Origin of the sequence: Staphylococcus sp. LKG4-2 (genome assembly GCF_050955665.1) — a bacterium.
GTDB lineage: Bacteria > Bacillota > Bacilli > Staphylococcales > Staphylococcaceae > Staphylococcus > Staphylococcus saprophyticus.
Window position 1 is genome coordinate 1635327 of the sequence record NZ_CP194532.1, and the last position, 25954, is coordinate 1661280.

The window sequence follows — 25954 nt, forward strand, 5'->3', positions numbered from 1 at the left end:
AATGGCTGAAGTTAACAACAATAGTAAAGCACTTGTCGATCAAAACACCGTTGAAAAGAAACTCTCTGGGAGATTGTCGATAAATAAACTTAATAAGTGGGCATTCTTTGCATGTACAATGATCGGCTTACTCGTCTTAGCGGCATTAATTATTGATATTTTAATTAAAGGTGTTGGACATTTAACTCCTTCATTCTTTACGAGCTTCTCATCTTCAACACCGTCAATGGCCGGCATCAAAGGCGCCTTGATTGGTACTGTATGGTTGATGATTACAATTATTCCTATTTCTATTATTTTAGGCGTAGGTACAGCAATTTATTTGGAAGAATATGCAAAAGATAATGCATTCACAAGTTTCATAAAAGTAAGTATCTCGAATTTAGCTGGTGTACCATCAGTCGTATTCGGTTTACTAGGCTTAACAATTTTTGTAAGAGGTATGGGTATCGAATCATTAGCACTAGGTAATTCCATATTAGCTGCCGCACTCACGATGTCACTGCTTATCTTACCAGTAATTATTGTTGCGAGTCAGGAAGCAATCAGAGCAGTACCTAATTCAGTAAGAGAAGCATCATATGGATTAGGCGGTAATAAATGGCAAACAATACGCCGTGTAGTCTTACCAGCTGCAATCCCTGGTATTTTAACTGGATTTATCTTGGCACTATCACGTGCGTTAGGTGAAACGGCACCTTTGATTCTAATTGGTATCCCGACAGTATTATTACAATTACCATCAAGTATCTTTGATCAGTTCCAAGCTTTACCAATGGCTATATACAACTGGGCGAAATTACCACAAGCAGAATTCCAAAACGTCGCTTCAGCAGGCATTATCGTATTGCTCGTCATCTTATTATTGATGAACGCAATTGCTATTTTCTTAAGAAACAAATACAGTAAAAAATTCTAATCGTACTCAAATATAAAGTGTATTTAACCAAGGCTAGTCTACTGGGAATATACTATGGATATTAAATCTATAGTCTGGCTAGCCTTATATAAAAAAGGAGTTTTAATTATGGCTAATAAACAAATAATTGATAAAAATGATGACTTACAAGCACATACAGATCGCAATGATAAACCTATTGCAACAATTGAATCGAATCATAAAGAGAACAAAATTCCAGATAGTGAAAAGAAAATTGTCTATTCTACAAAAAATTTAGACTTATGGTATGGCGAGAATCACGCACTTAAAAATATTAACCTAGACATTCTAGAAAATAATGTCACTGCTATTATAGGACCATCAGGTTGTGGTAAATCAACATATATCAAGGCTTTAAACCGTATGGTAGAACTTGTACCATCTGTTAAAACTGCAGGTAAAATTTTATATCGTGATAAAAATATTTTTGACGACAAACATTCAGTAGAAAAATTAAGAACAAATGTAGGTATGGTATTCCAACAACCAAATCCATTCCCTAAATCAATTTACGATAATATTACGTATGGTCCAAAAATCCATGGCATTAAAAACAAAAAAGTTTTAGATGAAATTGTTGAAAAATCTTTACGTGGCGCTGCAATTTGGGATGAGTTAAAAGACCGCTTAGATACAAATGCCTATAGCTTATCAGGTGGTCAACAACAACGTGTATGTATTGCACGTACATTAGCAATTGAACCAGATGTTATTTTAATGGATGAGCCAACATCTGCATTAGATCCAATTTCAACATTAAAAGTTGAAGAATTAGTACAAGAATTAAAAGAAAAATATTCAATTATTATCGTTACACATAACATGCAACAAGCAGCACGTGTATCAGATAAAACAGCATTCTTCCTTAACGGCTATGTAAACGAATACGATGATACAGATAAAATCTTCTCTAATCCTTCTGATAAACAAACTGAAGATTATATCTCAGGTCGTTTCGGTTGATTAATCTATGGCTATAATCAGACAAAAATACGAAGGCCAACTCGATGATTTAATGAAAGATCTGCGTCGGCTTGGTCTTCATGTATATCATAATATTGAATTTGCATTAATGTCGTTAAGTGAAGAAGATAGAAACTATGCAAGAGAATCTATTGCAAAAGATAAAAATATTAATGAACTTGAAACTGAAATTAATGAAAAAGTTATTATGCTGATTACTAAACAGCAACCAATTGCTACTGATTTAAGATTGATGATGGCAGCATTAAAAATTGCTTCTGATTTTGAACGTATAGGAGATAACGCTGCTAATATTGCTGAAATTAGATTAAGAGCAAAGATTATAGATAAATATGTGCTAACAAGGCTCAACACAATGGGTAAATTAGCATTGTTAATGTTAAAAGATTTAAATGATGCGGTTAGAAACAATGATATCACACTTATTAAAGAAATCATTGAACGCGATAAGGATATTGATGATCTATATAAAAATATTGTTAACACTACCTATCTCATTGATAATGATCCTTTTGTTGCCGGACAAGCGCATCTAGCAGCACGTCATTTAGAACGCATCGGAGATCACATTACGAATATTGCTGAAAATATATATTTCTTTATTACTGGTAATCGTTACGAATCTTACAATAAATAACAAAGAAAAGCGCAGTGAGTGTGAAATTGATTTTCTACTCACTGCGCTTTTCTTTTATTGTTCTGCTTCAATTTCGTCTGTCAGCATTTCTAATTCGTCAACAAGCTTGCCAATATAACCAATGGTTGATTTCAATGGCGCATCTGTTCGAATATCAATACCTGCAATGTCAGCTAATTCAACTGGTGATTTACTGCCACCAGCTTTTAATGTTTCTAACCATGCATCAACGGCAGGTTGACCTTCAGTTTGAATACGTTGTGACATAACTGTACCAATAGTTAATCCTGCAGAATAAGTATAAGAATATAACCCCATATAATAGTGTGGTTGTCTCATCCAAGTCAATTCTGTACCTTCAGTTAATTTCACACTATCTCCAAAAAACTGACTATAAACATCTAACATAATTTGATTTAACACAGGTGCTGTTAACGACTCACCATTGTCGACTTTTGTGTAAACTTCTCTTTGATAAGCTGCTTCTAGTAAATGTGTAACCATATTATGATAATACGTTCTAGAAATAATTGAACCAATTACCCAACGTTTAAACTTCGGATCATCACTATTTTTAAATAAATAGTTAGACATCAACATCTCATTCATTGTAGAAGGTGCTTCAACAAAATACATTGACGCTTCTGATTCCAAATAATTTTGGTGTTTTTGCGCTAATGTAAAATGGCCAGCATGACCCAACTCATGCGCTAAGACAAATGTTTCAGTCATTTTACCTGTCCAAGAAATAAATACATAAGAATGAGAAGCATAAGGACTTGCACAATAAGCGCCTGTATCTTTACCTTTGTTTTGTGCAAAATCAATCCATCTTTCTTCATATGCAGCTTCGACCATCTTCAAATAATCTTGTCCAAGTACATCTAATGCACCATAGATATATTGTTTTGAGTCCTCTATAGAAATCTCTGGTTCATAATTTGGATCAATAGATACTTTTAAATCTTCAAAGCCCATAACATCAAGACCGTGCACGCGTTTGATTAACTTAGCATATTTTTGCATAATAGGCGCTAAATCACTCATAATTACATCAATTTGTCGATCAAACATATCACGTGTAACTTCTTGGTCTTGTAATAAGTAATCAATAACCGACTCGTAGCCCCTTAAATCAGCTTCAATTTTTTCTTGTTGAACTTGTAAATTATAAGTTGCTGCTGTTGTATGCTGATATTTACGTAGCGCATCACTAAAATATTTAAAGCTTGTTTCTCTAAAACCTCTATCCGGATTATCTTCATATTCATTTTCAAATGTTGCATAATCTAAAGGATAATTTTGATTATTGTGCTCAAATGATTCAAAGTCAATATCTAGCATTTTAGTTGTTCCATATAAATCAAAAGCACCGTCAAAAGTAGGGGATAAACTAGCTAAAACTTTTTCAACTTCTGGAGATAATTTATATGCTTTTTTAGCTTTAATTTTTGTTAAAAAATGTGGATATTGTGATGTTTTAATTAATTCATCTAATGTCGTATCTGAAAGTTCGATAATCTCTGAAACAACAAATGATAATTCACTTGCTATCTTTCCATAGGAAGTTGAAAATTTAGCGCTCAATGTTTGTGCTTGTTCATTAGCCGTATCGACACTTAAATTCAATTCGGCATAATTTGCCATTCTATCCAATTGAATTAATATATCAGAATATGCATTGAGTGCAACTTCAATCATTTCAGCATGATTCAAACGTTCTGTATATTGTTTATTAAATGCTTTGGCTGCTTCTAAAGTTTCATCTAACACTTGATAAAATGCTTCATCAGAACTAAATAATTCAGTAATATCCCAAGTTTCGTCTTTAGGGACATCACTTCTAAACGGTAATGTTCCAGTCATTTAATCACTCCTTCACGTAATTTAGGTTTCATATTGATTATACATGAAAGACGATAACAAAGCACAATTGCAAGTTTAATTATCATTGAAGCAGGGAAGATAATTAGATGAAATGTAATGTATGGAATCTTTTGTCTTTAAAACAAAAGATTACTACATACTACTATAGTCCGAATAAGATTGTGGTAAATTGTAGTATAATCTTAATCATTAAGTTAAAATTATAAACAAAAGATATGTAAGGAGTGCAACACATGACAATATTTGATATGCCTAATTATTTATGGATTTCAGTAGTTGCTGTGATATTAGTAACTATTTTCTGTAATCTAGCTTTAAATAAATGGTTTGTCCCAGCTGTATTAACAATCGTCGTATTAGGAATAGCTGCTTTCTTGATTCCTAATTTTGAAGATATTACATATGAACCATTATTAGGATTTGCGGCATTTATGGCTGTAATCAGTTTAATTATTAGTTTCTTAATTTGGTATTTCACACGCAATTGGAGACGAAGCCGTCGCGAGAAAAAAGCGAAAAAAGAAATTCGTAAACGTGGCGGTATTCCTAAAGATGAAATTGAGAACTATCGAGAAAAAAGATAGATATAATAAAAGCCATTGTAGTGGGTTACATTACAATGCCTTTTATTATTGCCACTAAATAGGTTAGTGGGGAAGATTATTTAAATGCTTTCTGTATTTGTTCAAGTTGGTCGATGGTTAATTTGATACCACCTTCACCGAAAAACCAACTGTTTGCTTCAAATAATGTAACGCCATTATTTTTAATTGCCTTTGAATTTTTTATAACATCATTCTGTAACGCTTGCGGCATACTTTCACTTTTTACATTTCCATGTTTAGTTCGATCAATAACAAATAATTTGTCTGGATTCATTTCATTTAAATATTCATTTGAAATAAGTATACCACTTGAGTTCGGTTTCATTTTTTTATCAGCATGTTTAATGCCTAAATCTTCATTTAAAAAACCACCGAATCTACCAGTAGCACCATAGGTTTTTATACCTTTATCATCTACATTTAGAAATAATACAGATTCATTTTCAATTCTTTTTTTAGTTTCAGCAACCTTATCATCCAGTTCTGTAATTAATGCCTTTGTTTCTTTTTGTTTTTCAAAAATTTTACCTATATTTTCAGTATTTTTCTTAATTGAAGCTATGTAATCATCGTTTTGAGGACTAATAAAAACAATTTTAGCATTTGGTACAGCTTTTTTCATTTCTTCTAAAGTTTTAGTATGTGCTTGCCTGAAAGAAGCAACAACAACATCTGGTTTAGATTTTGCTAATTCATCGTAATTAGGTTGACCGGGGTTGCCAATATTGTTGTATTGGCTGCTTTTAAATGCTTTTAGGCTGTCTGGTAAAAATGAAGCACCTTGGCCCTTAGCAATAGCAACGATATGGTCTTGCAATTTTAATTGTTGCATCACATCTAACACACCGTAATCCATTACTGCAACGCGTTTAGGATTAACCGGAACCTCTACAACTTCATGCTTAATTTCGCCTTTATTATGATCTTGATTTTTATCTTTAAACTCATAAGAAGTTTCAATTTTAATTGTTTCTTTAGATGCTTTATTACTTTGGGTATGACTACAAGCACCTAAAAATAAAAAGCAAAGGGCGGTTAATGCAATACATATAAACTTATTCATATACAATCTCTCCTTTAATATAAAAGTTAATTATATATTAATTGAAAATCATTATCAATTAGAGATTTTAGAAATACTAAATGATTGTGTGAAGTTCATAGCAATTTCGAATTAACATACCAATGCAATGATTAAGTCTAATGATTAAGTCTACAGGAAATAACACATATGAGGTTATCAATATACGTATAATTATCATATTAAAGAAAGTCAACGAGCAATAATGATTTAGCAAATTATAATCAAGCTAAAACAATGTGAAGCATATGTAATGTATTCATATTAGCATAGAAATTATATAGATAGTACAAGCATGTACTAAGAAAAAGGGTTCCGAAATTGGAAAATATCTCGATATACATAACTTCCTATAATATATATTATGTAAACTAAAATACAGCAAATATTTTTACTGGAAAATTATTATGCTTTCATAGCATTTAACCTTAACTTAGTAACTATAATGAATTACCTGATTTTTATACTTAATTGTTCTGTTTAATGTTACGTATAATACACATGATTTTAAATTTGATTCTCACTTAAGTTATCTATTTGTAAATCATTTCTTTGTTATAGATAATTTCAACACTTATTGTTATGACTACAAATGGCCATTTCATTTTAAGATACTTATTTGCAATCACATGAACAAGTACCCACAATATCATTTTAAAATGCTCAGAAATGCAAATCTCAGCGCCTATGTTTAACGCTTACTAAAATAATTACTAAATAAGATATCCAATCGCTATCACAATCTCAGTAATCCTTAAAAAATGGTTTTTATTAAGTTCAAACTACATTATAGGTTTACATAATATAAATATGATAATCTTAAAATCTTTTAGTGTTCCTTTTCTTTTTTTGGGTATATACTGTTTAGAGAATATTTTAGGAGTGAAATTTATGCAACGATCTTCAGGTATTAAATGGTCAAGTTTGATCATTGGTGTTATTTTCTTAGTTATTGGCGTATTTATCGTTAGTTTTCCAGAAGAAAACTTATTTGCTATAACTTGGTTAATTGGTCTTTTATTTATTATTAATGGTTTTATAGAAATTTTCATCCGTCGTATAATGAAAAAAGCGACACAAAGGGGCTCCAAATTACTGATTATACTTGGTATAATTAATATAATCATCGGTTTGTTAATCCTATTTAATGTCGTAACGAGTACAACCTTTATTATTTATTTATTTGCTATTTGGTTTATTATTAATGCTATTTTCAATATATTCACCGTAACACCAGCTGAAAAGTCGAATAAAGCTTTCCATACTTTTTCAATTTTACTAAATGTAATTGAAATTGTTTTTGGTATTATTTTATTATTCAACCCGTTAATCGCTGCGGTAATTATTGCTATATTTATGTGTATTGTATTCTTTATCATAGGTATCACATATATTATTGATGCTTTGAATTAATTTAATATAGCAAATTAAATTTTATATTTTAACTAGGGCGCTTAATAATAAAAATCAAAAACCATAAAAACCATGTTGTGATTTGTCGAATTACAACATGGTTTTTTTAACCTATTCTATTACTTACACCGAGTAAATATATACATTTTTTATATTTACTTTTTTTGAATCATTATGCTATTGTTATATTGATATTATATAATTTTATGCTATAATAAAAATGTGGCTAACAACTAGAATCAACCTCATAGAATATGCCACATACTAGATTACCGTTATATTGGAAAGCCATCCTTTTATAACGAATCCTAAACAAAAGAAAGCATACTGATATACGCTTACAACCAGTATGCTTTCTTTTTAATATTATTTTTTAATTTTCTTTCTAACATTATTCAACGTATTAAATAACCAATATTTCGATTTCTTAATTGGTTTATAGAAATCACCAATCAATTCCTCAATTTGTACGTTAAAGCCTCGTTTAAAGCGATATACACCGTAATCTTCGCTATTTTCAGTAAAGTCACCTGATAGACCATAGAAATTATAACGACCATAGCCATGATCAAAGCAATAATTCATCATATACCAGTGCATCATATAGGGTCCCATATATTGATTATATTTTTCTGATGAACCACCTGAGAAATAATTCACTTCATATGCATTTGCAAAATAAACACCCGCGGCTAAGTTTAAAATAGCACCGTCAGTTAATCTTAACTCACTCGCATGAAGTAATTCTTTTTTATCATGTTCAATCTGTTTGTCTAGCTCTGCAATTTTCTTCAACTGCTTATCAGATTTATTCTCATTTTGCATCATTTGATCGCGGCGTGATTCTTTTTCATTAATGCTTTCTTGAGTATGATTAATATATTCATCCAAATCAATGTAGGCCAATGGGATTAATGCTTTATCACCGTAATTATCTATAAAGTTATAAAAGTATTCATCCGTTTTAGAAACAAAACCTGTACGTTCTTCTGTTTCACGATACAATTCTAAGAATATATCAAATTCATCTCTTGTTAGTAACCTTACCTTCACGCCAAAATTAATTGCCTTGTTAATATTACGTTTTCTTTGGCTATCAAATTGTTTTTTTAATGAAGCTGGTGTTTCACCATCAAGGTTTAATACGCCCATCCATCTAACTTGACTAGATGTATCATACGATGTTGTAAATCCGTGATGTATATAACGATGAGATTTGAATAAATTAACGAGTGCATCATTCTTATCATGATTAGGTAATGGATTAATATCCTTATCATATATTTGATAAATCCAATATGGATCCATTTTGACATATAAACAATTATGCTGTTGCAAATAAGTGTCTAACTCACGTAAATAGAAATCTACTAACCCCAAATCATTATAATCCATAACTGGACCGCGATTTGAATAATAAACATAGCTTCCCATTGTAGGAATTTTAGAGAAAAGACTAGCAGCAATAACTTGATTATCGTCATCTTTTAAGCCTAATAATACAACTTGAAATCCATCTTCTTCCCTTGTCGCAATATTTTCTTTCACTTGAAAATAATGACTCTCTAATGCTGGATTCTGTACAAAATTGTCATATTCTTTGACAGTTAACTCTGTAAATTTCATTCTAGCTTAGTTCCCTTCTATTTATGTTTATTTCTTTTTATCCTTAATTTTTTTCAATGTCGTATAAATTTTGTACATTGGCTTATTAATCGGTTTAATAAAATCACCAACATATTCTACTACATCTGCATTAAAACCTTTTTTAAATTTAACAACACCTGCATCTTCTGCATCTTCAGTAAAATGACCACTAATACCATAAAAATTATATCTATCTATATTATGATCTATAGCATAATTAATCATCTTCCATTGTATTGCATAACTACCAGCAAAATGTCTAAATTCATTAGATGTACCACCTGCATAGTAAACGACTTCATAAGGATTAATAATAAAGTAAGCTGCAGAAATCGGTAATTCGTTACCATGCTTCTCTTGTAACGCAGTGGCTTCATCTATTTTTTGTTGGTTTGCAATCAGTTGTTGTTCTAAATTTTCTTTTTTATTATACGCTTTTTTATTTTCTGGTCTTTTTTCTATATCCTTAACTGCTTTATTTATATCTTTACTTAATACTTCGCGTTCAGCCTTTAATTCTGTTATATATTCATCAAAATCCATATAAGCTAATGGGACAAGCACACGATCTTTATAATATCTTAACCTATTATAATAAAAATCGTCATCTCTATCGTCAAAATCCTTTGTTTCAGAAGTATCTTCCATGAATGAGCGGAATATTGGCAACTCATCTTCACCTAAAAATCTTACTTTCACACCATTTTTCTGTACTTTTTTAGTATTTCGTTTACGTAAACTATCCATACCATTAAGTACGTCTTTAGCAGTTTTTCCAGCTAAATCTAAAACAGAATGGAATCTTATTTGAAGTATTGGGTCAAAGCCAGTTAAAAAACCTTCATGCTTATAACCGAGTTGTTTCATTTTATCAAAAATCCAATCGTGACCCGCATTTGCTAATACTTCACCATCATGATTACGATATTGATAAGCAAGATAAGGATCTACTCGTAAATATAAGGCATTATGTTTTTTTACATATTTTGCTAATTCGTTAAAGAAGTAATGTACGAGTTCTTTATTTTCAAAATCTATGACTGGACCTCTATTGGAATAAAAATACTTGAAGAATTTCATAACAGGAACAGCTGTAAGTAAACATGCTGCAATTACTTCATTATCATTATTCTTAATACCTACTAGGTGTGTTTCTGTACTTTCTGCAATTTTCAATTCATAATTTCCAACCATTTGCGTAAAATGACTATTCGGCATTTTATCCGTAAATGCACCGAACTCTTTTGCAGTTAAATTCGTAAATTTCATTTTTTATATACTCCTATTTATCTATAGTTCTATTTTCGAGTTTAATTCTCAATCTAGATTATTATACAATATTCATTTATAAAACTAAATCAATAGCCTGTACATAATCTTTCTAATGCAATGATTACACTGCGTTTTATGTATTATTTAATTATATCACTACTTTTATTTTAACAAAGCGTAAGCATTTATTCATATTTAACATGTTAGATTTATAATTTAATTATGAATAACTTTTGGTTTTATTACCTTAATTATATATTTACTGTCATCTTCACTTAATTTATTTGTAAATACATGATAAAACCGGAGAACTTATCTCGTTCTCCGGTTTTATATTATTTCAAGAAAAAGTTTCTAATTATAAAGCATCTCTGATTGCTTTACCTATTGCTACACTTGATTGTGGATTTTGACCAGTGATAAATTGGGCATCAGATTCAATATGCTCTGTAAAATCATCTTTTGTCACAAACTTAGCACCTTGATTTTCCAATTCCGTTTGAGTTAAAAATGGAACTTTGTCTTCCAAGCCCATCGTACGTTCTTCATTATCTGTAAATGATGTTAATGTAACACCTTTAACTAAGAAATTGCCTTGTTTATCTTTGGCACCCACAAATGCACTTGGTCCGTGACATACTGAAGAAATAATTTTCTTTTCTTCTTTAAAGTCTGCAAGGATATCTGCTAATTGTTGGTTATGTGCAAAATCAAATACGGCACCATGTCCACCAGGTAAATAGACTGCATGGTACTGTGATACATCAATATTTTCAATACTTGGTACTTGTTTTAACTTTTCAACAAAATTAGCATACTGATTTAATTCATCATTTTGTGTAGAATTTGGATCTAATGGAATTTCTCCACCTTCAATCGACACGATATCCACATCAATACCTGCTTCTGTTAATATATTATAAGGTTCGCTCGCCTCTTCTAACCATAGTCCAGTTGGCGTGCCATCATCATATTGACTTCTACTCGTAATTATAAATAATACTTTTTTACTCAAATTAAGTCACCTCTTTTAAAAATAAAGGTATGAACGATAAATAATACCAACGATACTATTTATCTAACTCTTCCTCTGATATCATATTACCCTTATTTTTAATGCATACACATAAAAATATATGACAATCTTTGCTTAATTCAAGACATTTCTTATTGTTTTTAAATACTCAATGGTAGTTTGTTTATCGTCATTTTCAAAGCGTTTTACTATTTCACTACCTATCACTACGCCATCTGAAGCTTCAATAATATCTTTTACATGTGCTGCTGTTCTTATACCAAATCCAGCTACTACAGGAACTTCAGTATGTGCTTTTATATCTTTAATTCTATTTTTTAGCTCTGGATGAAATTTACCATCTTCGCCTGTAGTCGCATTCATCGTTACAGTATAAATAAATCCTTCTGCATCCTTGGCTATTTGATGACTTCTAGTATTTGAAGTTGTCATAGCAATTAATGAAATAATATTTGTTTTGCGTTCTGGATGACGCGCTTTAAGTTGTTGCACCAACTCATGAGGCAAATCTGGTATGATCAAACCATACACACCTGCTTGTTCACAAGCATTCAAAAATGCTGATTCACCATAATGATTAATGATATTGTAGTATGTCATTAACACATACTTACTTTGAATCTCATCTTGATTTTCTGTAAGTTGATCGAAAATATATTGTATATTAACGCCTTCTTGAATTGCTTTATTACCAACATTCATGATTACCGGCCCATCAGCAACAGGGTCTGAAAATGGAACACCCACTTCAACTATATCTGCACCTGCTTCACTTAGTGTTTTTACATTTTCAATAAAGTCTCTGTTGCCCATAACATAAGGTACAAATAATTTATGCATGCGTGTCACCCTCCTGTTTCATATAATTTCTAATCGTTTCCATATCTTTATCACCGCGGCCTGATACTGTAACCACAAGTATTTCATCGTTACGCATCGTAGGTGCCAATGTTTCTACATAACTTAAGGCATGTGCACTTTCGATAGCTGGTATGATACCTTCCGCTTTAGTAAATCGCACTAAAGCATCCATTGCTTGTTTGTCACTTGCAGTAGCATATTTCACTCTTCCAATGTCATGATAATATGAATGCTCTGGACCAACGCCAGGATAATCCAATCCTGCAGATATTGAGTGTGCTAATTGTATTTGACCATCATCATCTTGAATTAAATACATTTTAGTACCATGTAACACGCCTTCTTTACCTTTATTTATAGCAAGCGCGTGTTTATCTGAATCTATCCCGTCGCCCGCTGCCTCAACACCGTAAAGCTTAACATCATCCTTTACAAATGGATAAAACGTCCCGATGGCATTAGAACCACCGCCTACACATGCGACAATAGCATCTGGTAATTGACCTTCTTTTTCATGAACTTGTGCTTTAATTTCTTGACCAATAATTTTTTGAAAGTCTCTTACAATAGTAGGAAAAGGATCAGGTCCCAGTGCAGAGCCTAGCAAATAATGCGTATCATCAACATGGCTTACCCAGTACTGTAATGCTTTATTGACTGCATCAGATAATGTGCCTTGTCCTTCAGTGACTGATTCCACTTTTGCGCCTAATAGTTCCATTCTAAACACGTTTAATGATTGTCTTTTGATATCTTCTTCACCCATAAACACAACGAGTTCCATATCAAATAAGGCAGCTACAGTTGCACTAGCAACACCATGTTGCCCCGCTCCAGTTTCGGCTACTAATTTATTTTTTCCCATGCGTTTAGCTAACAGTGCTTGACCAAGTGCATTATTAATTTTATGTGCACCCGTATGGTTTAAATCCTCACGTTTCAAATAGATTTTTGCACCACCAAGTAATTCCGAATAAGACTTAGCATATGTTAGCGGTGTTTCACGACCTACGTAATCTTTTAAGTAATCATCAAGTTCTATCTGAAATTGAGGATCATTTTTAGCGTCCTGATAAGCTTGTTTCAATTCTTGTATTGCGGGCATTAATGTTTCTGGTACATATTGTCCACCATAATTACCGAAAAAACCAAATGCATCTGCTTCTGTTTGTATATTTTCAACCATAGTTTATTGAGCTCCTTTTAAAAGTTTTATAATTTCTAACATTTTATTTAAGTCTTTTTTATGATTCGTTTCTATGCCACTTGCAATATCATAACCAGTATGATGAAGTGATAAGTTTTCTATCTTTTGTATATTTTCATAATTAATGCCACCTGCAATTAAATAATCAACATCATGTATGGTATCTAAAATTTTCCAATCATACGTTTTGCCAGTACCACCATAGGATTGTGATGGTGTATCAATAATAAATTGGTCAACTGAATGCTTGTAATAATCTATTGATGTTAATAATGTTTGTTGATTTACTGCAGGTAATGCTTTAATAATTTTTAAGTTACTATTTTGTTGTCTAATATATTGCACCGTACTTATAGGTTCGTTTCCATGAAGTTGTATTGTTGTAATACCTGTATGATTAATAATGCTATCTATTGTAGCGCGTTCAGGATTTACTAGAATAATCACTTTTTCCTTATCATTTGGTATAATATCTGTAAATTGTTTAATCGTTTGAATATCAACAAATCGCTTACTCTCAGTAAAATATATAAAGCCCATAGCGTCGATATTCAATGCTTTTGCCTTTTCAACATCTTCTAACGTACGAAATCCACAAAATTTTATTTTCACTTTGTCACCTTAGTTAATTTTAATCCTGGTAAAAATTGACTTAAATCTTCACATTTCATTAACGACTCACCTATTAACAGACCATCAATACCTGACTCAACCACATTCGCTACATCCTGTTCATCCCGAATACCACTTTCCGAAATATAATAGTAGCCCTCTTTTTTGTTTTCTAATATTTCATTTGTATGCAGCACATCTGTGACAAATCGTTTCAAATCTCTATTGTTTACACCAATAATTTGTGGTTTTAATTTGTAGGCCCTTTCTAATTCTTCTTTATCATGTACTTCTACTAGTACTTCTAAATTTAGTGATGTCGCATATTGATATAAATCTTTCATTTGTTGATCTGTTAATACATTAACGATTAACAATGTGATTGATGCTCCGGCTTTTTTTGCTACATCAATTTGAATTTTATCGACAACAAAGTCCTTACATAGTACCGGTAAAGTCGTTTGTAATGTTAAATCTTGCAATCTTTCATAGCTACCTCCAAAGTAATGCTCATCTGTGAGAATTGAGACTGCATTTGCACCGTTAGCTTCGTAATCCTTAACTTGTTGTGCTAAATCTCTATTTGGTAATTGATCTAATGTTGGACTTTTAGATTTAATCTCTGCGATTACTGCTAATTGGTTAGACTCATCTAATTGCGACTTAAACGAAGATTTATGCGTAATGTCTACCTCATTTAATGTCTTTAATTTCTCTTCATAGTAACCTTCTTTTATTAAATTTCTTTTATAATCCACGATTTCATCCAATATAGTCATATGTCATTCCTCCCATTTTGTTGTATTGTGCAATAGCATTGCCATTATCAATTAAGCGTTGTGCTTCAATTACACCTTGTTTAATAGAACTGACCTTCTCAGCAACATATAAAGCGATACCCGCATTAAACACCACTACATCACGTTTTGCGCTTCGATCAACACCCGTCAAAATATTTTTGGTAATCTCTAAATTTTCAAGTGGTGTACCACCAATGAGCGCTTCATTTGGTGCATACGCTAAACCAACGTCCTTTGGATTTACAGTATAATTTTTAGTAGCTTCGTTTTCATTTACTTCGTATATCATATTATCACCAGAAAGCGTTGCTTCATCCATGCCATTGGCTCCATAGACAACGATTGCTTTTTTACGGCCTAAATCTTTAAGTGTTTGAGCAATCTTTTCTAATTTTGATGTTTCATATACACCCATCACTTGATAATCTAATTTAAATGGATTAATAATCGGACCAGTTATATTAAAAATTGTTGGGTTAGTCATCATTTTTCTAATAGGTTGAATGCTTTTCATAATCGGGTACGTATCTGTTGCACTCAAGAAAGCTAAACCAACTTGATTCAATTGACTTGGTGTTGCTTCAACAGAACTTGTATTTATACCCATTGCCTCTAGCAAATCTGTACTACCTGATGATGAGGTAACACTCTTATTGCCATGTTTAATCACAGGGATATTTGCGCTAGCAATTACAAACGAAACTGTCGTTGAAATATTAAAGCTATTTGATTTATCTCCCCCTGTACCACAAACACACATACCATTCGGATAATAAGGCTGCTGTCGATACATAGAATGAATCAAACTTTTTGAAATATATGTTAATTCTTCTTGAGTAATCTCTTTTTCTGAGAACGATGATAATAAATTTGCTTTTATTTCGTTTGATATATCATCAGCAATAAGTAGTTCTATAAATTCATTCATTTGTTGCTGATTTAATGGTTTATACTGTTTTAATTGTGCTTGTAGTTCCATTACTTTTGTCCTCCTTTACTATATTCAAAAAATTATTGATGATTTGTACACCATCCGCTGTTGCAAAAGATTCAGGATGATATTGAATTCCGAAGTGTAACAATTGACTATGTTCAAATGATTGAATACAATCTTTTGTTTCTGCTGTTATAATAAATGCTTCAGGTATTGTTTTTGAATTACTAATCAGTGAATGATACCTCATTATTTCAGAATATTCTGGAATATTTCTGTACAACTTTGTATCTTTTATGATTCTCATTTGATCCGTTTTACCATGCATGATGAATTCACTTTGAATAACATCTCCACCGTGATAGCATGTTAATGCTTGAGCACCTAAACATACACCTAAGATTGGTTTATTTTCATAATGCTTTATAATTTTCATTAAATCTTCTTTATCTAATGGGTGCCCTGGCCCAGGTGATATGACTACACCATCTACATCTAAATGATAAATCTCCGGATCATCAGGATATTTCACTATCACTTCATTATTTTTGGCTATCATATCTACTAGGTTATAGGTAAATGAATCATAGTTATCAACGATTAATATCATGGTGACACCTCCAATAAACTCTTAGCTTTTAACTTTGTTTCTTCTAGTTCTTTTTCAGGTATTGAGTCATAGACAACGCCACATCCAGCTTCAACATTTACATGTGTTTCATCAATCATCATTGTACGTATTGCCAAGGCGAAATCTAGATCATGATTACAATTGATGTAGCCTATACCGCCACTATAGACACCTCGTTTTTGTGGTTGCGCTTCATAGATACGTTGAATGGCTCTTAGTTTTGGAGCACCCGACACTGTACCAGTAGGTAGTAAGCTCGCAATCACAGACATTGGAGAATAGTCTTGCTTAAGTTGTCCTGTTACTTCACTTACAATATGCATAACATGTTCATAACGCTCAATTGCCATTAACTTTTGTATCTTAGAAGTACCTGTTTCACTTACTCTGTGAATATCATTTCTTCCTAAATCAACTAACATGCTATGTTCACTTAATTCTTTGTGATCGTTTTTCAATTGTGTTTCGTTTGCATTGTCTTCTTCCAGAGTGCTTCCTCTTTTTATTGTTCCAGCAATAGGATTGGTCACTACTGTTTGACCTTGAACTTTTACAAAACTCTCAGGTGAACTGCCGACGACAATGCGTTCATCCATGTTCAAGTAGTACATATACGGACTTGGGTTTTGACGTTTTAAATTTTGATACAACTGATAAGATAATTGATGTAACTGTTGTCCAAAATTGTGTTCATAGCTGTATATGATAGATGGCACAACTTGGAACATATCACCTTGTTGTATAAGATGCTTCATTTTTTCTACTGTTGCTATAAATTGTTCCGTTGCCATATTAGATTTTATGTTTTTTTCTGTTACTTTTTGTTCATTTCGTAAAGGATAGATATTAATTTGTTGTAATTCTTCTACACGACGTTGCACACGTGCTTTCAATTGTTCATCACTTTGATTAGAAAATAAATTCGTTGCGATGACGTATAAATGTTCTTTGTAATGATCAAAAACATAAACATCTTCTACCATATATAATTTTGCGTCGTGTTGTGGGTGATCTGTTAATTCAATTTCTTTTAAAACAGGAAATGCATGTCTTACCAAATCAAAACTACACGAACCAACGAAACCTGAAATAAAAGGTAAATCTTCTAATATTGCATCCTCTATATTAGTTTTATATTGATCTATAAAAGCTTGCATTTTTTCATAAGGCTGATTCTGTTCTATCGTTTTGTTAGTAGCTGTTTGAATAGTCATTTCATCATTATCCAAAGTAATTGCTCCATAAGTGTCAAAAATCACTATAGAATAACGTCCTTTTAATTGTGATTGATCTGAGCTTTCTAAAATCATTTTATTTTTTCTTAATCTTGCTAATGCTTCTGGGGTAACTTCAGCATTTAATTTTTGGTATTGTACTTTCATTTAACTTTCCTCCTTATAAAAAAACAGCGCCCTTAAACTATGTTAAGGACGCTGACGCGCGGTACCACCTAAAATTAGTAGATAAACAATTAATTTAAAATCATCTACTCGCTCTTTGTTTTATTCGTTTTAATCCAACAAAACCCAATTTCAGTATATGTGGGTGTTAGTTTGCATCAACCACTAACTTTCTGTAACTACCCTGCCATAACTTACTTCATTTTGTTTTCTAATTCAGTTCAAATTTAATATAAAAAAACACCACATTAACGCATACATACTGTAAGGACGCGTTACCGTGGTGCCACCTTAGTTAACAAATTCATTGTTCACTTTCATTGCTATTAATTTAGTACATTTAAAAGCCCAATTCACAATATATGCAGTGCTAATTTTCATCAACCATTAGCTTTCTTTTTGCTACATGACATATTTGCTACGTTATCTTTCAAATGGCAACTTTCGTTGCAAAAAGTAATTACCTAGAATCCTACTAGGATAAAATCAATTTGTCAATCATTAATTTCATTTTTATACTTTCCGTGCTATTGAAAAATACATCGATTATATTACAAAGCCATATTAGATAAGCCTATTCTAGCTTGTCTTTATTATTTTGATATTTTTCATAATTATCTTTTGGAGCGACTTTTTTGATTAAATTTGCACCTATGGCAAATAAGAATAAAAAGATAATTGGATGATATTGAAATTTATGGTCAGCAAATGTTACATACATCGCATATAGTAAAACTAATATCCAAAATATCGTTAACAATATCGTTCTTAAACTCGGTTTTTTCATGATTTTATACTCCCATATTACATTTGATTGCTTTTTTTTATAGTTAGTCGTTAATTTCTATTTTAATGGTATATACATCGAGATGCCAACAGTTACCCTTAAATTGTTATAAACGGCTCATTATTATTAAAAAAGCTAATAAAGCAGCGTTTTCTTCAGTTTAAAAACCACCCTACGCGTTATTTAAATCATTTTGGCCATTGAGATTATCTTTCTTTAATAAGTAATATATAGACATCTTTGATTAGTACAATTTTATATTCCATAATCAAAGATGTCACTTCAATATCATCATATGCTTATTTTTGCTCTAGCAATCTATCCTTGAAATAATTTGAAAGTTTCTTAAGCGACGAAGGATCAGAATAGGTAGCCTCATTTTTAGGATAATAATATATATGCTTATTTTTATAAGCTGGCTGATTTTTCCAAAGCGATGATTCTGTAAATTCATTGTTGATAGGGTTACCTTTTTCAGTCGGAATTAATATATAATCAGCAGCATATTTGCTATATTGCTCATGTGGTATTGTTTTAAAGCCATCTTTATCAAGCATTCCCTTTACACCTTTTGGAAATGGTAATTGATATTCTTGATATATTATTGGCGTGCCTCTACCAAAATTTTCACCAAAAATTGAAAGTTGCTTAGGTTTGATTTCCATTACGGTAAAAGTTTTATTTGAGCCTATTTTATCTTTAATTACCTTTCCATCAGATTGAAGTTGTTTCTCCATATCTTTAATTTGTTTTTTAGCTTCATTTTCTTTATTTAGTATTTTCCCTATTGCAAGATGCATTTCTTTATATGAATAATCATTGTATTTTATTGGTATTGTAGGTGCGATTTTTTGATATTTTTTTATTTTAGTATTTACATCATAAGTCAAAATTAGGTCTGGCTTCAATTTTGCAACACCTTCAACATCTTCTGAACCTACACGTTTAGCACCTTTTTCATTGATATATTTTGATTTTGGAAAATCATTATTAACACCCACAGGTGTAACGCCTAAATCTTTAAAATTACCGAAATTTGAAGTTAAAATTACTATCCTTTTTGGGTGCTTTGGTATTTTAATACTCTTTCCTGATTGCGTTTTAAACGTTTTTGTTTCTTTATTCGAGTCTTTATTTTGACCACAAGCAGACAAAATAATTAATAAACTTAAAAATAAAACAATTAATCTTTTCATCGTATCATCCCTTTTAGTATATTCTTTCAATATCATTTTATTATGCAGTAATTGATATTGATTATCAATAAGATGTCTGATTTTTCATTTAAATTTATTTATTGTTTAAGTTGTTCATTAACTTTGTTGAATTCACTTACTAGACTGTTATGATTTTTCAAACCAAAAAAAGAGCCATAAATGGCTCTTTTTTTTAATATGTCTATGTTTTTATGGCATCAAAGATTCTAATTCCATTAACATAGCTGGTACTTCATTTAAATTATGACCTATTTCTATAATTATATATACAAGAAGCAATACCTAAACCAACAAGTAAAATAGTCATCAAATAAATAGAATAATTGTCTGTTTGGATATACATCTTAAAAAATATGAAATGTAGCGCTGCTACTATGAAATACACAGGTATGAATTTTCTTGACCAAAGTAGTGACTGTTCCACTCAAATTCTCCTTTTCAACTAATAATTTAAACAATTAGTATAAACATTTAGCTCTGTATAGCTGCTAGACAATAAGCCTGTAACAATGCTTGCGTTGCCTTTATAGAATCGATATGTGTCCGTTCTAATGCATGAGAGGATTCAATGCCTGCACCAAATAAACCGTGCTTGATATCAGCACCCGCTTTTAATGCTGCAGAAGCATCAGAACTATAATATGGATAAATATCTACCTTGTACGATATTTGATTTATCTTACATAATTCAACCAATTGCTCTCGTAACCCTTTATGATATGGACCAGATGCGTCTTTCGCACAAATAGAAACTGTGTATTCATCCGATGCTTGTCCATCTCCTAATGCTCCCATATCAAATGCTATAAATTCACTTATTTTTGGAGATATAGACGCATTAGCACCATAACCAATTTCTTCGTTATTTGATATATAGAATTGAATCGTATGTGGTAAAGTTAAATTTTCATTTTTTATAGTCTTTAAAAATTCAATAATCATGGCTACGCTTGCTTTATCATCTAAATGGCGTGATTTAATAAAACCTGATGATGTAATCTGTGTTCTTGGATCAAAACTTATAAAATCGCCTACCTCTATACCTAAACTTTGAGTTTCTTCTTTGGTTGAGACTTTTTCATCTATTCTTACTTCCATATGTTCAATATCTCTCGAGATATCGTCATTATTGCGATATACATGTACACTTGTTTCATGTAAACAAATGGTTCCTGTATAGATTTGTCCTAACGAAGTTTCAATTTCACAATATTCCCCTTCTATTGCGTTATAACTAAACCCACCGATTAAATCTAGTGATAAACGACCATCCTCCTTAATTTCTTTGACCATAGCGCCAAGCGTATCCACATGTGCTGTAACACATTTTTGCGCTTTATCATTTTCACCTTTTGCTGTGATTAATAGCGCTCCTTTGTTAGTCACTTCTGTTGGGTAGCCTAATTGTTCTGCTTCACCTTTTACGTATTGAATGGCTTTTTCTGCGTACCCTGACGGACTATTTATTGCCGTCAATGCTTGGATTGTATTAAAAATTGATTCTGACATCTAATCCCCCTCCAAATATATTATATATATAGTCTAACGTTTAAATTTTAAAAATAATACCATTAATACTATATCCCTTTTAAAATACATAGTTGAATTTAAAAATTTATGTTACATTGCATACAACAACATTTTTAAATATTATTTTGAAATACTAAATAATATGTATTAAATAATCATTATGCTTTAGGGGTGTATAAAACTTTATGAAAAATGACAAACTTTTAAAATTGGAAGTTAGATTAAGATATACGATATCTATAATCTTTTTTATTTTATATGTATTAAATATCTTTCTGACTTCAAGCTCAACAAAATATAACGTTTTCACTAGTATGATTGCAGTAAGTTTTTTATTAATTTTAGGTTTATTAAGCCTTCTCAAATTCTTCGGCTCAGCATCAAATAAACTTAAACGAAAAATAATGACTCATGTTTATATTTATGTTTATACAAATATCCTATTGATGATTATAATACTATATTTTGATTTGCCTCATTTACTTGGAAATATTGGCACTATTTTTTTAGTTGTTTTAGTTAATTTTATTTTTATATCTGTATTAGAAAAAAGGTTAAATATAAATTCTAAATCTAAAAATATACAATAACATTTTAAAACTATATGCTAAATTGATGTTGCCAAACATACTTAAATTTTAATTATAAAGCTACTATCCTTTACATAGAGATGATGATAGTAGCTTTATTTTACTTTTAGAAACAGCTTTATGATTGCTTTTGTTATATGTACAGCTTGTTCGTTGTTAATAGCCTCTTTTTAAATCCACTTGATTTTCAAGTATTTCACCATGCTCTATATTTTTCAAAGTATGATAAAAACATGTGACAGCTTCATTCAAATCGGTTAATGCAGAAATATGAGGTGTGATAGTGATATCATTTCTTTGCCATAATTCAGAGTTTTTGTGTAATGGTTCTGACTCAAAAACATCTAATACCGCATGTCTGACGTTACCTTTGTTTAAAGCTGATTTTAAACTTTCTTGATCCACCACTTGTCCCCTACCAACATTGATAAAATAAGCTTGATCAAATGCTTCAAACATAGTTTGATTGAATAATTTTTCTGTTTTTGTTGTTAGTGGCAAAGTACTGATAATATAATCTGCTTGCTGAACTAATGTCTTAGCTTTATGGATAGGAAGCACTTTTTTAAAATAGGCTTTTGCTTTCCCACTATTAGAAATACCGTAGACAGTCATACCTAATAATGAAAATATCTTAGCAATGGTTTGTCCAGTTTCTCCAGTACCAAAAATAGTTATAGTTTGATCTCGCAATGCTTGTGGTGATTGTTTGAGCCAAATGTTTTCATCTTGCTGTTCTTCAAATAACTTATGATGTTGTAAATCAGCTAATATATAGCTCAAACAATATTCGCTCATTTTTTCTCCAAAATCACTAATTGTTCTTGTGAGTAAAGTTTGCGATGCTTGCCAGCCGTCTATAGCTAAATAGTTATTGATGCCTGCATTAAACGTATGCACCCATTTCACCTGTGATGGTTTAAATTGCTCACATGGCTCAAATCCCACATAAGCATCTGCCCAATCTAAATCTTCATTTGTAATTGATTCAACTGACTCAAAACTTAATTGGTAATTCTTTAAATCCTTTAAATATTTTTGGAAAATTGATTTATAGTCACCGGCTATTAAAATATGATTTATTTCCAATGCCTTCTCTCCTAATCCATGCTATGTTTATTTTAGTAAGCATAATATGTTTACTTTAGCATACTTTCTATAAAGTTATTCACTTTTACTTCTACTTTTAATTCATATTGCGAAATTGTATACGCTACTATACAATGTTACTATTCTGAAAATTTTGATAGAGGTGGTTTGTTAAATGAAACAAATTCTTTTCGTTGGCTTAGGCCTTATTGGCGGAAGCTTAGCGAGTAACTTAAGATATTATCATGATGATATCGAAATAACCGCCTTTGATGCGGATACTTCACAATTAGATAAAGCATTGTCTATTGGTATCATAGATTATCAATCAACTGACTATAAAACTAGTGTTGAAAATGCTGACATTATTATTTATGCAACACCGGTACAGCAGACTGTTAAATACTTACAAGATTTACCAAACTATCAACTAAAAAAACATGTAATTATTACAGATACTGGAAGTACAAAGTCAACGATTCAACAATATGAGCAGTTTCTTTTAAATCATGATATTCATTTGGTTGGTGGCCATCCTATGGCAGGAAGCCATAAATCTGGAGTATTAAATGCAAAAAAACATTTATTTGAAAATGCTTTTTATATTTTAGTTCATAACGAAACTGATAATGATGCTGCTTTTGAGGAAATACAGCACTTATTACAAACAACGAGTGCTAAATTTATTTCTACAACAGCGGAAGAACATGATTTTGTCACTGGTATTGTGAGTCACGTCCCTCATATCATTGCTTCAAGTCTCGTTCATTTGAATGCGCAACATGTCGAAGATTCTTCACTTGTTAAGACGCTTGCAGCTGGTGGTTTTAGAGATATTACTAGAATCGCAAGTAGTAATCCTATTATGTGGCGTGATATTACTATTGAAAATAAAAATACAATATTGCGCATTTTAAAAGAATGGAAAAATCAAATGTCTGATGTCATTAATATAATCGAACACAATAATCCTGATGAACTTTATGATTTTTTCAACGATGCTAAAGTTTATCGTGATCAGTTACCCCTTAAACAACAAGGTGCACTATCTGTGGAGTATGATCTATATGTAGACATTCCGGATAAACCGGGTATGATAAGCAAAGTTACAAACATCCTAAGTTTACATAATATTTCTATAAGCAACTTGAGAATATTAGAAGTTCGTGAAGATATTTATGGTGCACTTCGAGTTAGTTTTAAAAACCCACAAGATCGCAAAGATGGTGCAGATGCGCTTAGTGATTTTGATACTTATTTTGATTAATATATGAAATTTTATGAGTCGGACAACGAAATCATTTTTGGTAAATTTGATTTTCGTTGTCCTACTTGTTTAATGGATGAAGCAGTATTTTTTAGATTTACCTGAGCTACCTTCCATGTATAAGCCCAGTAGAATGCTATTTGGGACTTTACATTTTATGGCCAGCCATAAGACCTAATCTCCCGTGTTTTGTTCCTGCTTCAGTGTAAGAAGCAGCTTTAGATACAATACCTCGTCCAAATTTGCGATGCAATGCATCAATCGTTTTAGCTAATTTTTCATTTCTCTTTCTTTCATATTCATCTATAAACAAATTCAATTGTCTATCTGTCTCTTCTATAAACTGTGTTAATGAAATACTTACTGTACGAATCAATGCGGTACGATCACATAATTTATCAGCAAAATATTCGACAACTTTAAAAATACTGTCTTCTAAATTCGTCGGTTCTTCTAATGTATACTGTTTATTTATGCCACCCTTATCACTATAACCAAATGAAAAATGAATTGTTCTTGCCAATTGATTTCGCCCTCTAACACGACTCGCCACATCTTCAATTAATTCTCGCATCACTACTTTAGATTCTTCATAACGATAATCACGCATCAGTATCTGACTCTTACAAATAGATGGATTCATTACTCTATATTTATCTCTCACTCTACTTTGATCGATACCATTCGCATGTAAATGTAAATCCACACCTATAACACCTAAATCTCTTTTTAAGTATTGGTGAGGATAATGTGCTAAATCGCCTATCGTAAAAATACCTCTTTTATTCAATTTCGCTTCAATTTTTCTACTAATTCCCCAAAATTCTCTTAATGGTTGGATTGGCCAAAGTTTTTTCGGAACATCTTGATAACGCCATTCTGCAATTAGACTTTTAGTATGCTTTGCTTCTACATCCATGGCAATCTTACTCAATAACATATTAGATCCTATACCTATAGAACAATTGATGCCTGTTTCTTCTTTGATTTCAAATTGCAATTTTTGACAAAAAGATTGAACCGTACTACTAAACCTATGATAACTATTGGTCACATCCATAAAAAACTCATCTACACTATACTGATGTAAATCTTCAGGAGCAATATAGCGCAATGCAATTTTTGATATTGCTACAGAAACTTCTAAATACTTTCTCATACTTGGATTAATAATATATATGTCATTTCTATGTGGTATTTCAAATAATCTAGATCCCGTTTTTACACCTAATGCTTTCAAAGGTCCCGTTGCTGCTAACACAACTGAACCTTGTCTTTTAGTATCAGCAACAACAGCTAATTTTTCTTTCATTGGGTCTAATCCTTTTTGTATGCAAGAAACGCTAGCAAAAAAACTTTTTTGATCTATACACAATACATCTCTCTCTTCCACCAGATTATAATCATACATATCTCATGCCTCCCTCAATTAATTTTATTATATACGAACAAATGTTCTATTTCAATAGCGATAAGAACAAATGTTCCAATTTGATATATTTATAATTTTCTCAATTTTCATGCTAT

General features: G+C 31.3%; 25 protein-coding genes. 7 read left to right on the plus strand and 18 right to left on the minus strand.

What is annotated here, in order from left to right; all coding sequences use genetic code 11:
- The first annotated feature begins 1 nt into the window (after position 1).
- The 3 genes from pstA (at position 2) to phoU (ending at position 2561) form a co-directional block, all read left to right on the plus strand.
- Positions 2-919 (plus strand): phosphate ABC transporter permease PstA, encoded by a 918-nt coding sequence (pstA, locus tag ACM6UH_RS08125; RefSeq protein ID WP_061050604.1) that lies wholly within the window; start codon positions 2-4, stop codon positions 917-919.
- Between the two features lie 108 nt (positions 920-1027).
- Positions 1028-1903, plus strand: a complete 876-nt coding sequence (gene pstB, locus ACM6UH_RS08130) for a phosphate ABC transporter ATP-binding protein PstB (RefSeq protein ID WP_011303141.1) — start codon at positions 1028-1030, stop codon at positions 1901-1903.
- Positions 1904-1910: 7 nt separating this feature from the next.
- On the plus strand, positions 1911-2561 hold the full coding sequence (gene phoU / locus ACM6UH_RS08135) for a phosphate signaling complex protein PhoU (protein ID WP_011303142.1): 651 nt from the start codon (positions 1911-1913) through the stop codon (positions 2559-2561).
- Positions 2562-2615: 54 nt separating this feature from the next.
- On the opposite strand, the gene pepF is transcribed toward phoU, so the two are convergent.
- On the minus strand, positions 2616-4427 hold the full coding sequence (gene pepF / locus ACM6UH_RS08140; protein WP_047503740.1) for an oligoendopeptidase F: 1812 nt from the start codon (positions 4425-4427) through the stop codon (positions 2616-2618).
- 254 nt (positions 4428-4681) lie between these two features.
- Between pepF and ACM6UH_RS08145 the strand changes: the two genes are divergently transcribed.
- Positions 4682-5032 (plus strand): membrane protein, encoded by a 351-nt coding sequence (locus ACM6UH_RS08145; protein ID WP_011303144.1) that lies wholly within the window; start codon positions 4682-4684, stop codon positions 5030-5032.
- A gap of 76 nt (positions 5033-5108) precedes the next feature.
- On the opposite strand, the gene ACM6UH_RS08150 is transcribed toward ACM6UH_RS08145, so the two are convergent.
- The gene (locus tag ACM6UH_RS08150; protein WP_011303145.1) at positions 5109-6116 is read right to left on the minus strand and encodes a siderophore ABC transporter substrate-binding protein; all 1008 of its coding nucleotides are present in this window, start codon (positions 6114-6116) and stop codon (positions 5109-5111) included.
- Between the two features lie 909 nt (positions 6117-7025).
- Between ACM6UH_RS08150 and ACM6UH_RS08155 the strand changes: the two genes are divergently transcribed.
- Positions 7026-7547, plus strand: coding sequence for an HdeD family acid-resistance protein (locus tag ACM6UH_RS08155; RefSeq protein ID WP_041080531.1), 522 nt, complete (start codon positions 7026-7028; stop codon positions 7545-7547).
- A 366-nt stretch (positions 7548-7913) separates the two neighbouring features.
- Here the strand turns inward: ACM6UH_RS08155 and ACM6UH_RS08160 are convergent, their stop codons facing one another.
- From ACM6UH_RS08160 to ACM6UH_RS08225, 14 genes are all read right to left on the minus strand, one after another.
- Positions 7914-9173, minus strand: a complete 1260-nt coding sequence (locus ACM6UH_RS08160; RefSeq protein WP_011303147.1) for an aminoacyltransferase — start codon at positions 9171-9173, stop codon at positions 7914-7916.
- Positions 9174-9200: 27 nt separating this feature from the next.
- Positions 9201-10463, minus strand: a complete 1263-nt coding sequence (locus ACM6UH_RS08165; RefSeq protein ID WP_002483340.1) for an aminoacyltransferase — start codon at positions 10461-10463, stop codon at positions 9201-9203.
- Between the two features lie 361 nt (positions 10464-10824).
- Positions 10825-11481 (minus strand): type 1 glutamine amidotransferase domain-containing protein, encoded by a 657-nt coding sequence (locus tag ACM6UH_RS08170; RefSeq protein WP_061050605.1) that lies wholly within the window; start codon positions 11479-11481, stop codon positions 10825-10827.
- Between the two features lie 135 nt (positions 11482-11616).
- On the minus strand, positions 11617-12342 hold the full coding sequence (gene trpA, locus ACM6UH_RS08175) for a tryptophan synthase subunit alpha (protein ID WP_047503728.1): 726 nt from the start codon (positions 12340-12342) through the stop codon (positions 11617-11619).
- The gene (gene trpB, locus ACM6UH_RS08180) at positions 12335-13549 is read right to left on the minus strand and encodes a tryptophan synthase subunit beta (protein WP_011303150.1); all 1215 of its coding nucleotides are present in this window, start codon (positions 13547-13549) and stop codon (positions 12335-12337) included. The genes trpA and trpB overlap by 8 nt, the downstream gene beginning before the upstream one ends.
- Positions 13550-13552: 3 nt before the next feature.
- A complete protein-coding gene (locus ACM6UH_RS08185; RefSeq protein ID WP_061050606.1) occupies positions 13553-14182 on the minus strand; it encodes a phosphoribosylanthranilate isomerase in 630 nt (209 codons plus the stop codon).
- Positions 14179-14961: an indole-3-glycerol phosphate synthase TrpC gene (gene trpC / locus ACM6UH_RS08190; RefSeq protein ID WP_061050607.1), complete on the minus strand. Its 783-nt coding sequence runs from the start codon at positions 14959-14961 to the stop codon at positions 14179-14181. The genes ACM6UH_RS08185 and trpC overlap by 4 nt, the downstream gene beginning before the upstream one ends.
- Positions 14945-15961 carry an anthranilate phosphoribosyltransferase gene (gene trpD, locus ACM6UH_RS08195; RefSeq protein ID WP_047503725.1) on the minus strand — a complete coding sequence of 339 codons (1017 nt, stop codon included), beginning with the start codon at positions 15959-15961 and terminating at the stop codon, positions 14945-14947. Before trpD ends, trpC begins: the two co-directional genes overlap by 17 nt.
- Positions 15930-16526 (minus strand): anthranilate synthase component II, encoded by a 597-nt coding sequence (locus ACM6UH_RS08200; RefSeq protein ID WP_002483347.1) that lies wholly within the window; start codon positions 16524-16526, stop codon positions 15930-15932. Before ACM6UH_RS08200 ends, trpD begins: the two co-directional genes overlap by 32 nt.
- Positions 16523-17929, minus strand: a complete 1407-nt coding sequence (locus ACM6UH_RS08205; protein WP_011303155.1) for an anthranilate synthase component I — start codon at positions 17927-17929, stop codon at positions 16523-16525. The genes ACM6UH_RS08200 and ACM6UH_RS08205 overlap by 4 nt, the downstream gene beginning before the upstream one ends.
- A 592-nt stretch (positions 17930-18521) precedes the next feature.
- Positions 18522-18734 carry a hypothetical protein gene (locus tag ACM6UH_RS08210; protein WP_011303157.1) on the minus strand — a complete coding sequence of 71 codons (213 nt, stop codon included), beginning with the start codon at positions 18732-18734 and terminating at the stop codon, positions 18522-18524.
- Positions 18735-19033: 299 nt separating this feature from the next.
- Positions 19034-19930, minus strand: a complete 897-nt coding sequence (locus ACM6UH_RS08215) for an ABC transporter substrate-binding protein (RefSeq protein ID WP_011303158.1) — start codon at positions 19928-19930, stop codon at positions 19034-19036.
- 262 nt (positions 19931-20192) lie between these two features.
- On the minus strand, positions 20193-20375 hold the full coding sequence (locus ACM6UH_RS08220) for a hypothetical protein (RefSeq protein ID WP_011303159.1): 183 nt from the start codon (positions 20373-20375) through the stop codon (positions 20193-20195).
- Between the two features lie 47 nt (positions 20376-20422).
- Complete coding sequence (locus tag ACM6UH_RS08225) at positions 20423-21460, minus strand: M42 family metallopeptidase (RefSeq protein ID WP_061050608.1); 1038 nt, start codon at positions 21458-21460, stop codon at positions 20423-20425.
- Between the two features lie 206 nt (positions 21461-21666).
- On the opposite strand from ACM6UH_RS08225, the gene ACM6UH_RS08230 reads away from it, so the two are divergent.
- On the plus strand, positions 21667-22071 hold the full coding sequence (locus ACM6UH_RS08230; protein ID WP_011303161.1) for a hypothetical protein: 405 nt from the start codon (positions 21667-21669) through the stop codon (positions 22069-22071).
- A 156-nt stretch (positions 22072-22227) separates the two neighbouring features.
- Here ACM6UH_RS08230 and ACM6UH_RS08235 read toward each other — a convergent pair whose 3' ends face one another.
- Positions 22228-23160, minus strand: a complete 933-nt coding sequence (locus ACM6UH_RS08235; protein WP_048787165.1) for a D-2-hydroxyacid dehydrogenase — start codon at positions 23158-23160, stop codon at positions 22228-22230.
- Between the two features lie 175 nt (positions 23161-23335).
- Here ACM6UH_RS08235 and ACM6UH_RS08240 point away from each other — a divergent pair, with 175 nt between their 5' ends.
- The gene (locus ACM6UH_RS08240; RefSeq protein ID WP_002483353.1) at positions 23336-24427 is read left to right on the plus strand and encodes a prephenate dehydrogenase; all 1092 of its coding nucleotides are present in this window, start codon (positions 23336-23338) and stop codon (positions 24425-24427) included.
- A 148-nt stretch (positions 24428-24575) separates the two neighbouring features.
- Here ACM6UH_RS08240 and ACM6UH_RS08245 read toward each other — a convergent pair whose 3' ends face one another.
- Positions 24576-25838 (minus strand): Y-family DNA polymerase, encoded by a 1263-nt coding sequence (locus tag ACM6UH_RS08245; protein WP_047503710.1) that lies wholly within the window; start codon positions 25836-25838, stop codon positions 24576-24578.
- Positions 25839-25954 lie beyond the last annotated feature (116 nt).

Excerpts from the sequence above, each read along its gene's own strand:
- pstA (WP_061050604.1), top strand. The coding sequence starts at position 2 with ATGGCTGAAGTTAACAACAATAGTAAAGCACTTGTCGATCAAAACACC.
- pstB (WP_011303141.1), top strand. The coding sequence starts at position 1,028 with ATGGCTAATAAACAAATAATTGATAAAAATGATGACTTACAAGCACAT.
- phoU (WP_011303142.1), top strand. The coding sequence starts at position 1,911 with ATGGCTATAATCAGACAAAAATACGAAGGCCAACTCGATGATTTAATG.
- pepF (WP_047503740.1), bottom strand. The coding sequence starts at position 4,427 with ATGACTGGAACATTACCGTTTAGAAGTGATGTCCCTAAAGACGAAACT.
- ACM6UH_RS08145 (WP_011303144.1), top strand. The coding sequence starts at position 4,682 with ATGACAATATTTGATATGCCTAATTATTTATGGATTTCAGTAGTTGCT.
- ACM6UH_RS08150 (WP_011303145.1), bottom strand. The coding sequence starts at position 6,116 with ATGAATAAGTTTATATGTATTGCATTAACCGCCCTTTGCTTTTTATTT.
- ACM6UH_RS08155 (WP_041080531.1), top strand. The coding sequence starts at position 7,026 with ATGCAACGATCTTCAGGTATTAAATGGTCAAGTTTGATCATTGGTGTT.
- ACM6UH_RS08160 (WP_011303147.1), bottom strand. The coding sequence starts at position 9,173 with ATGAAATTTACAGAGTTAACTGTCAAAGAATATGACAATTTTGTACAG.
- ACM6UH_RS08165 (WP_002483340.1), bottom strand. The coding sequence starts at position 10,463 with ATGAAATTTACGAATTTAACTGCAAAAGAGTTCGGTGCATTTACGGAT.
- trpA (WP_047503728.1), bottom strand. The coding sequence starts at position 12,342 with ATGCATAAATTATTTGTACCTTATGTTATGGGCAACAGAGACTTTATT.
- trpB (WP_011303150.1), bottom strand. The coding sequence starts at position 13,549 with ATGGTTGAAAATATACAAACAGAAGCAGATGCATTTGGTTTTTTCGGT.
- trpC (WP_061050607.1), bottom strand. The coding sequence starts at position 14,961 with ATGACTATATTGGATGAAATCGTGGATTATAAAAGAAATTTAATAAAA.
- trpD (WP_047503725.1), bottom strand. The coding sequence starts at position 15,961 with ATGGAACTACAAGCACAATTAAAACAGTATAAACCATTAAATCAGCAA.
- ACM6UH_RS08200 (WP_002483347.1), bottom strand. The coding sequence starts at position 16,526 with ATGATATTAATCGTTGATAACTATGATTCATTTACCTATAACCTAGTA.
- ACM6UH_RS08205 (WP_011303155.1), bottom strand. The coding sequence starts at position 17,929 with ATGAAAGTACAATACCAAAAATTAAATGCTGAAGTTACCCCAGAAGCA.
- ACM6UH_RS08210 (WP_011303157.1), bottom strand. The coding sequence starts at position 18,734 with ATGAAAAAACCGAGTTTAAGAACGATATTGTTAACGATATTTTGGATA.
- ACM6UH_RS08215 (WP_011303158.1), bottom strand. The coding sequence starts at position 19,930 with ATGAAAAGATTAATTGTTTTATTTTTAAGTTTATTAATTATTTTGTCT.
- ACM6UH_RS08225 (WP_061050608.1), bottom strand. The coding sequence starts at position 21,460 with ATGTCAGAATCAATTTTTAATACAATCCAAGCATTGACGGCAATAAAT.
- ACM6UH_RS08230 (WP_011303161.1), top strand. The coding sequence starts at position 21,667 with ATGAAAAATGACAAACTTTTAAAATTGGAAGTTAGATTAAGATATACG.
- ACM6UH_RS08240 (WP_002483353.1), top strand. The coding sequence starts at position 23,336 with ATGAAACAAATTCTTTTCGTTGGCTTAGGCCTTATTGGCGGAAGCTTA.
- ACM6UH_RS08245 (WP_047503710.1), bottom strand. The coding sequence starts at position 25,838 with ATGTATGATTATAATCTGGTGGAAGAGAGAGATGTATTGTGTATAGAT.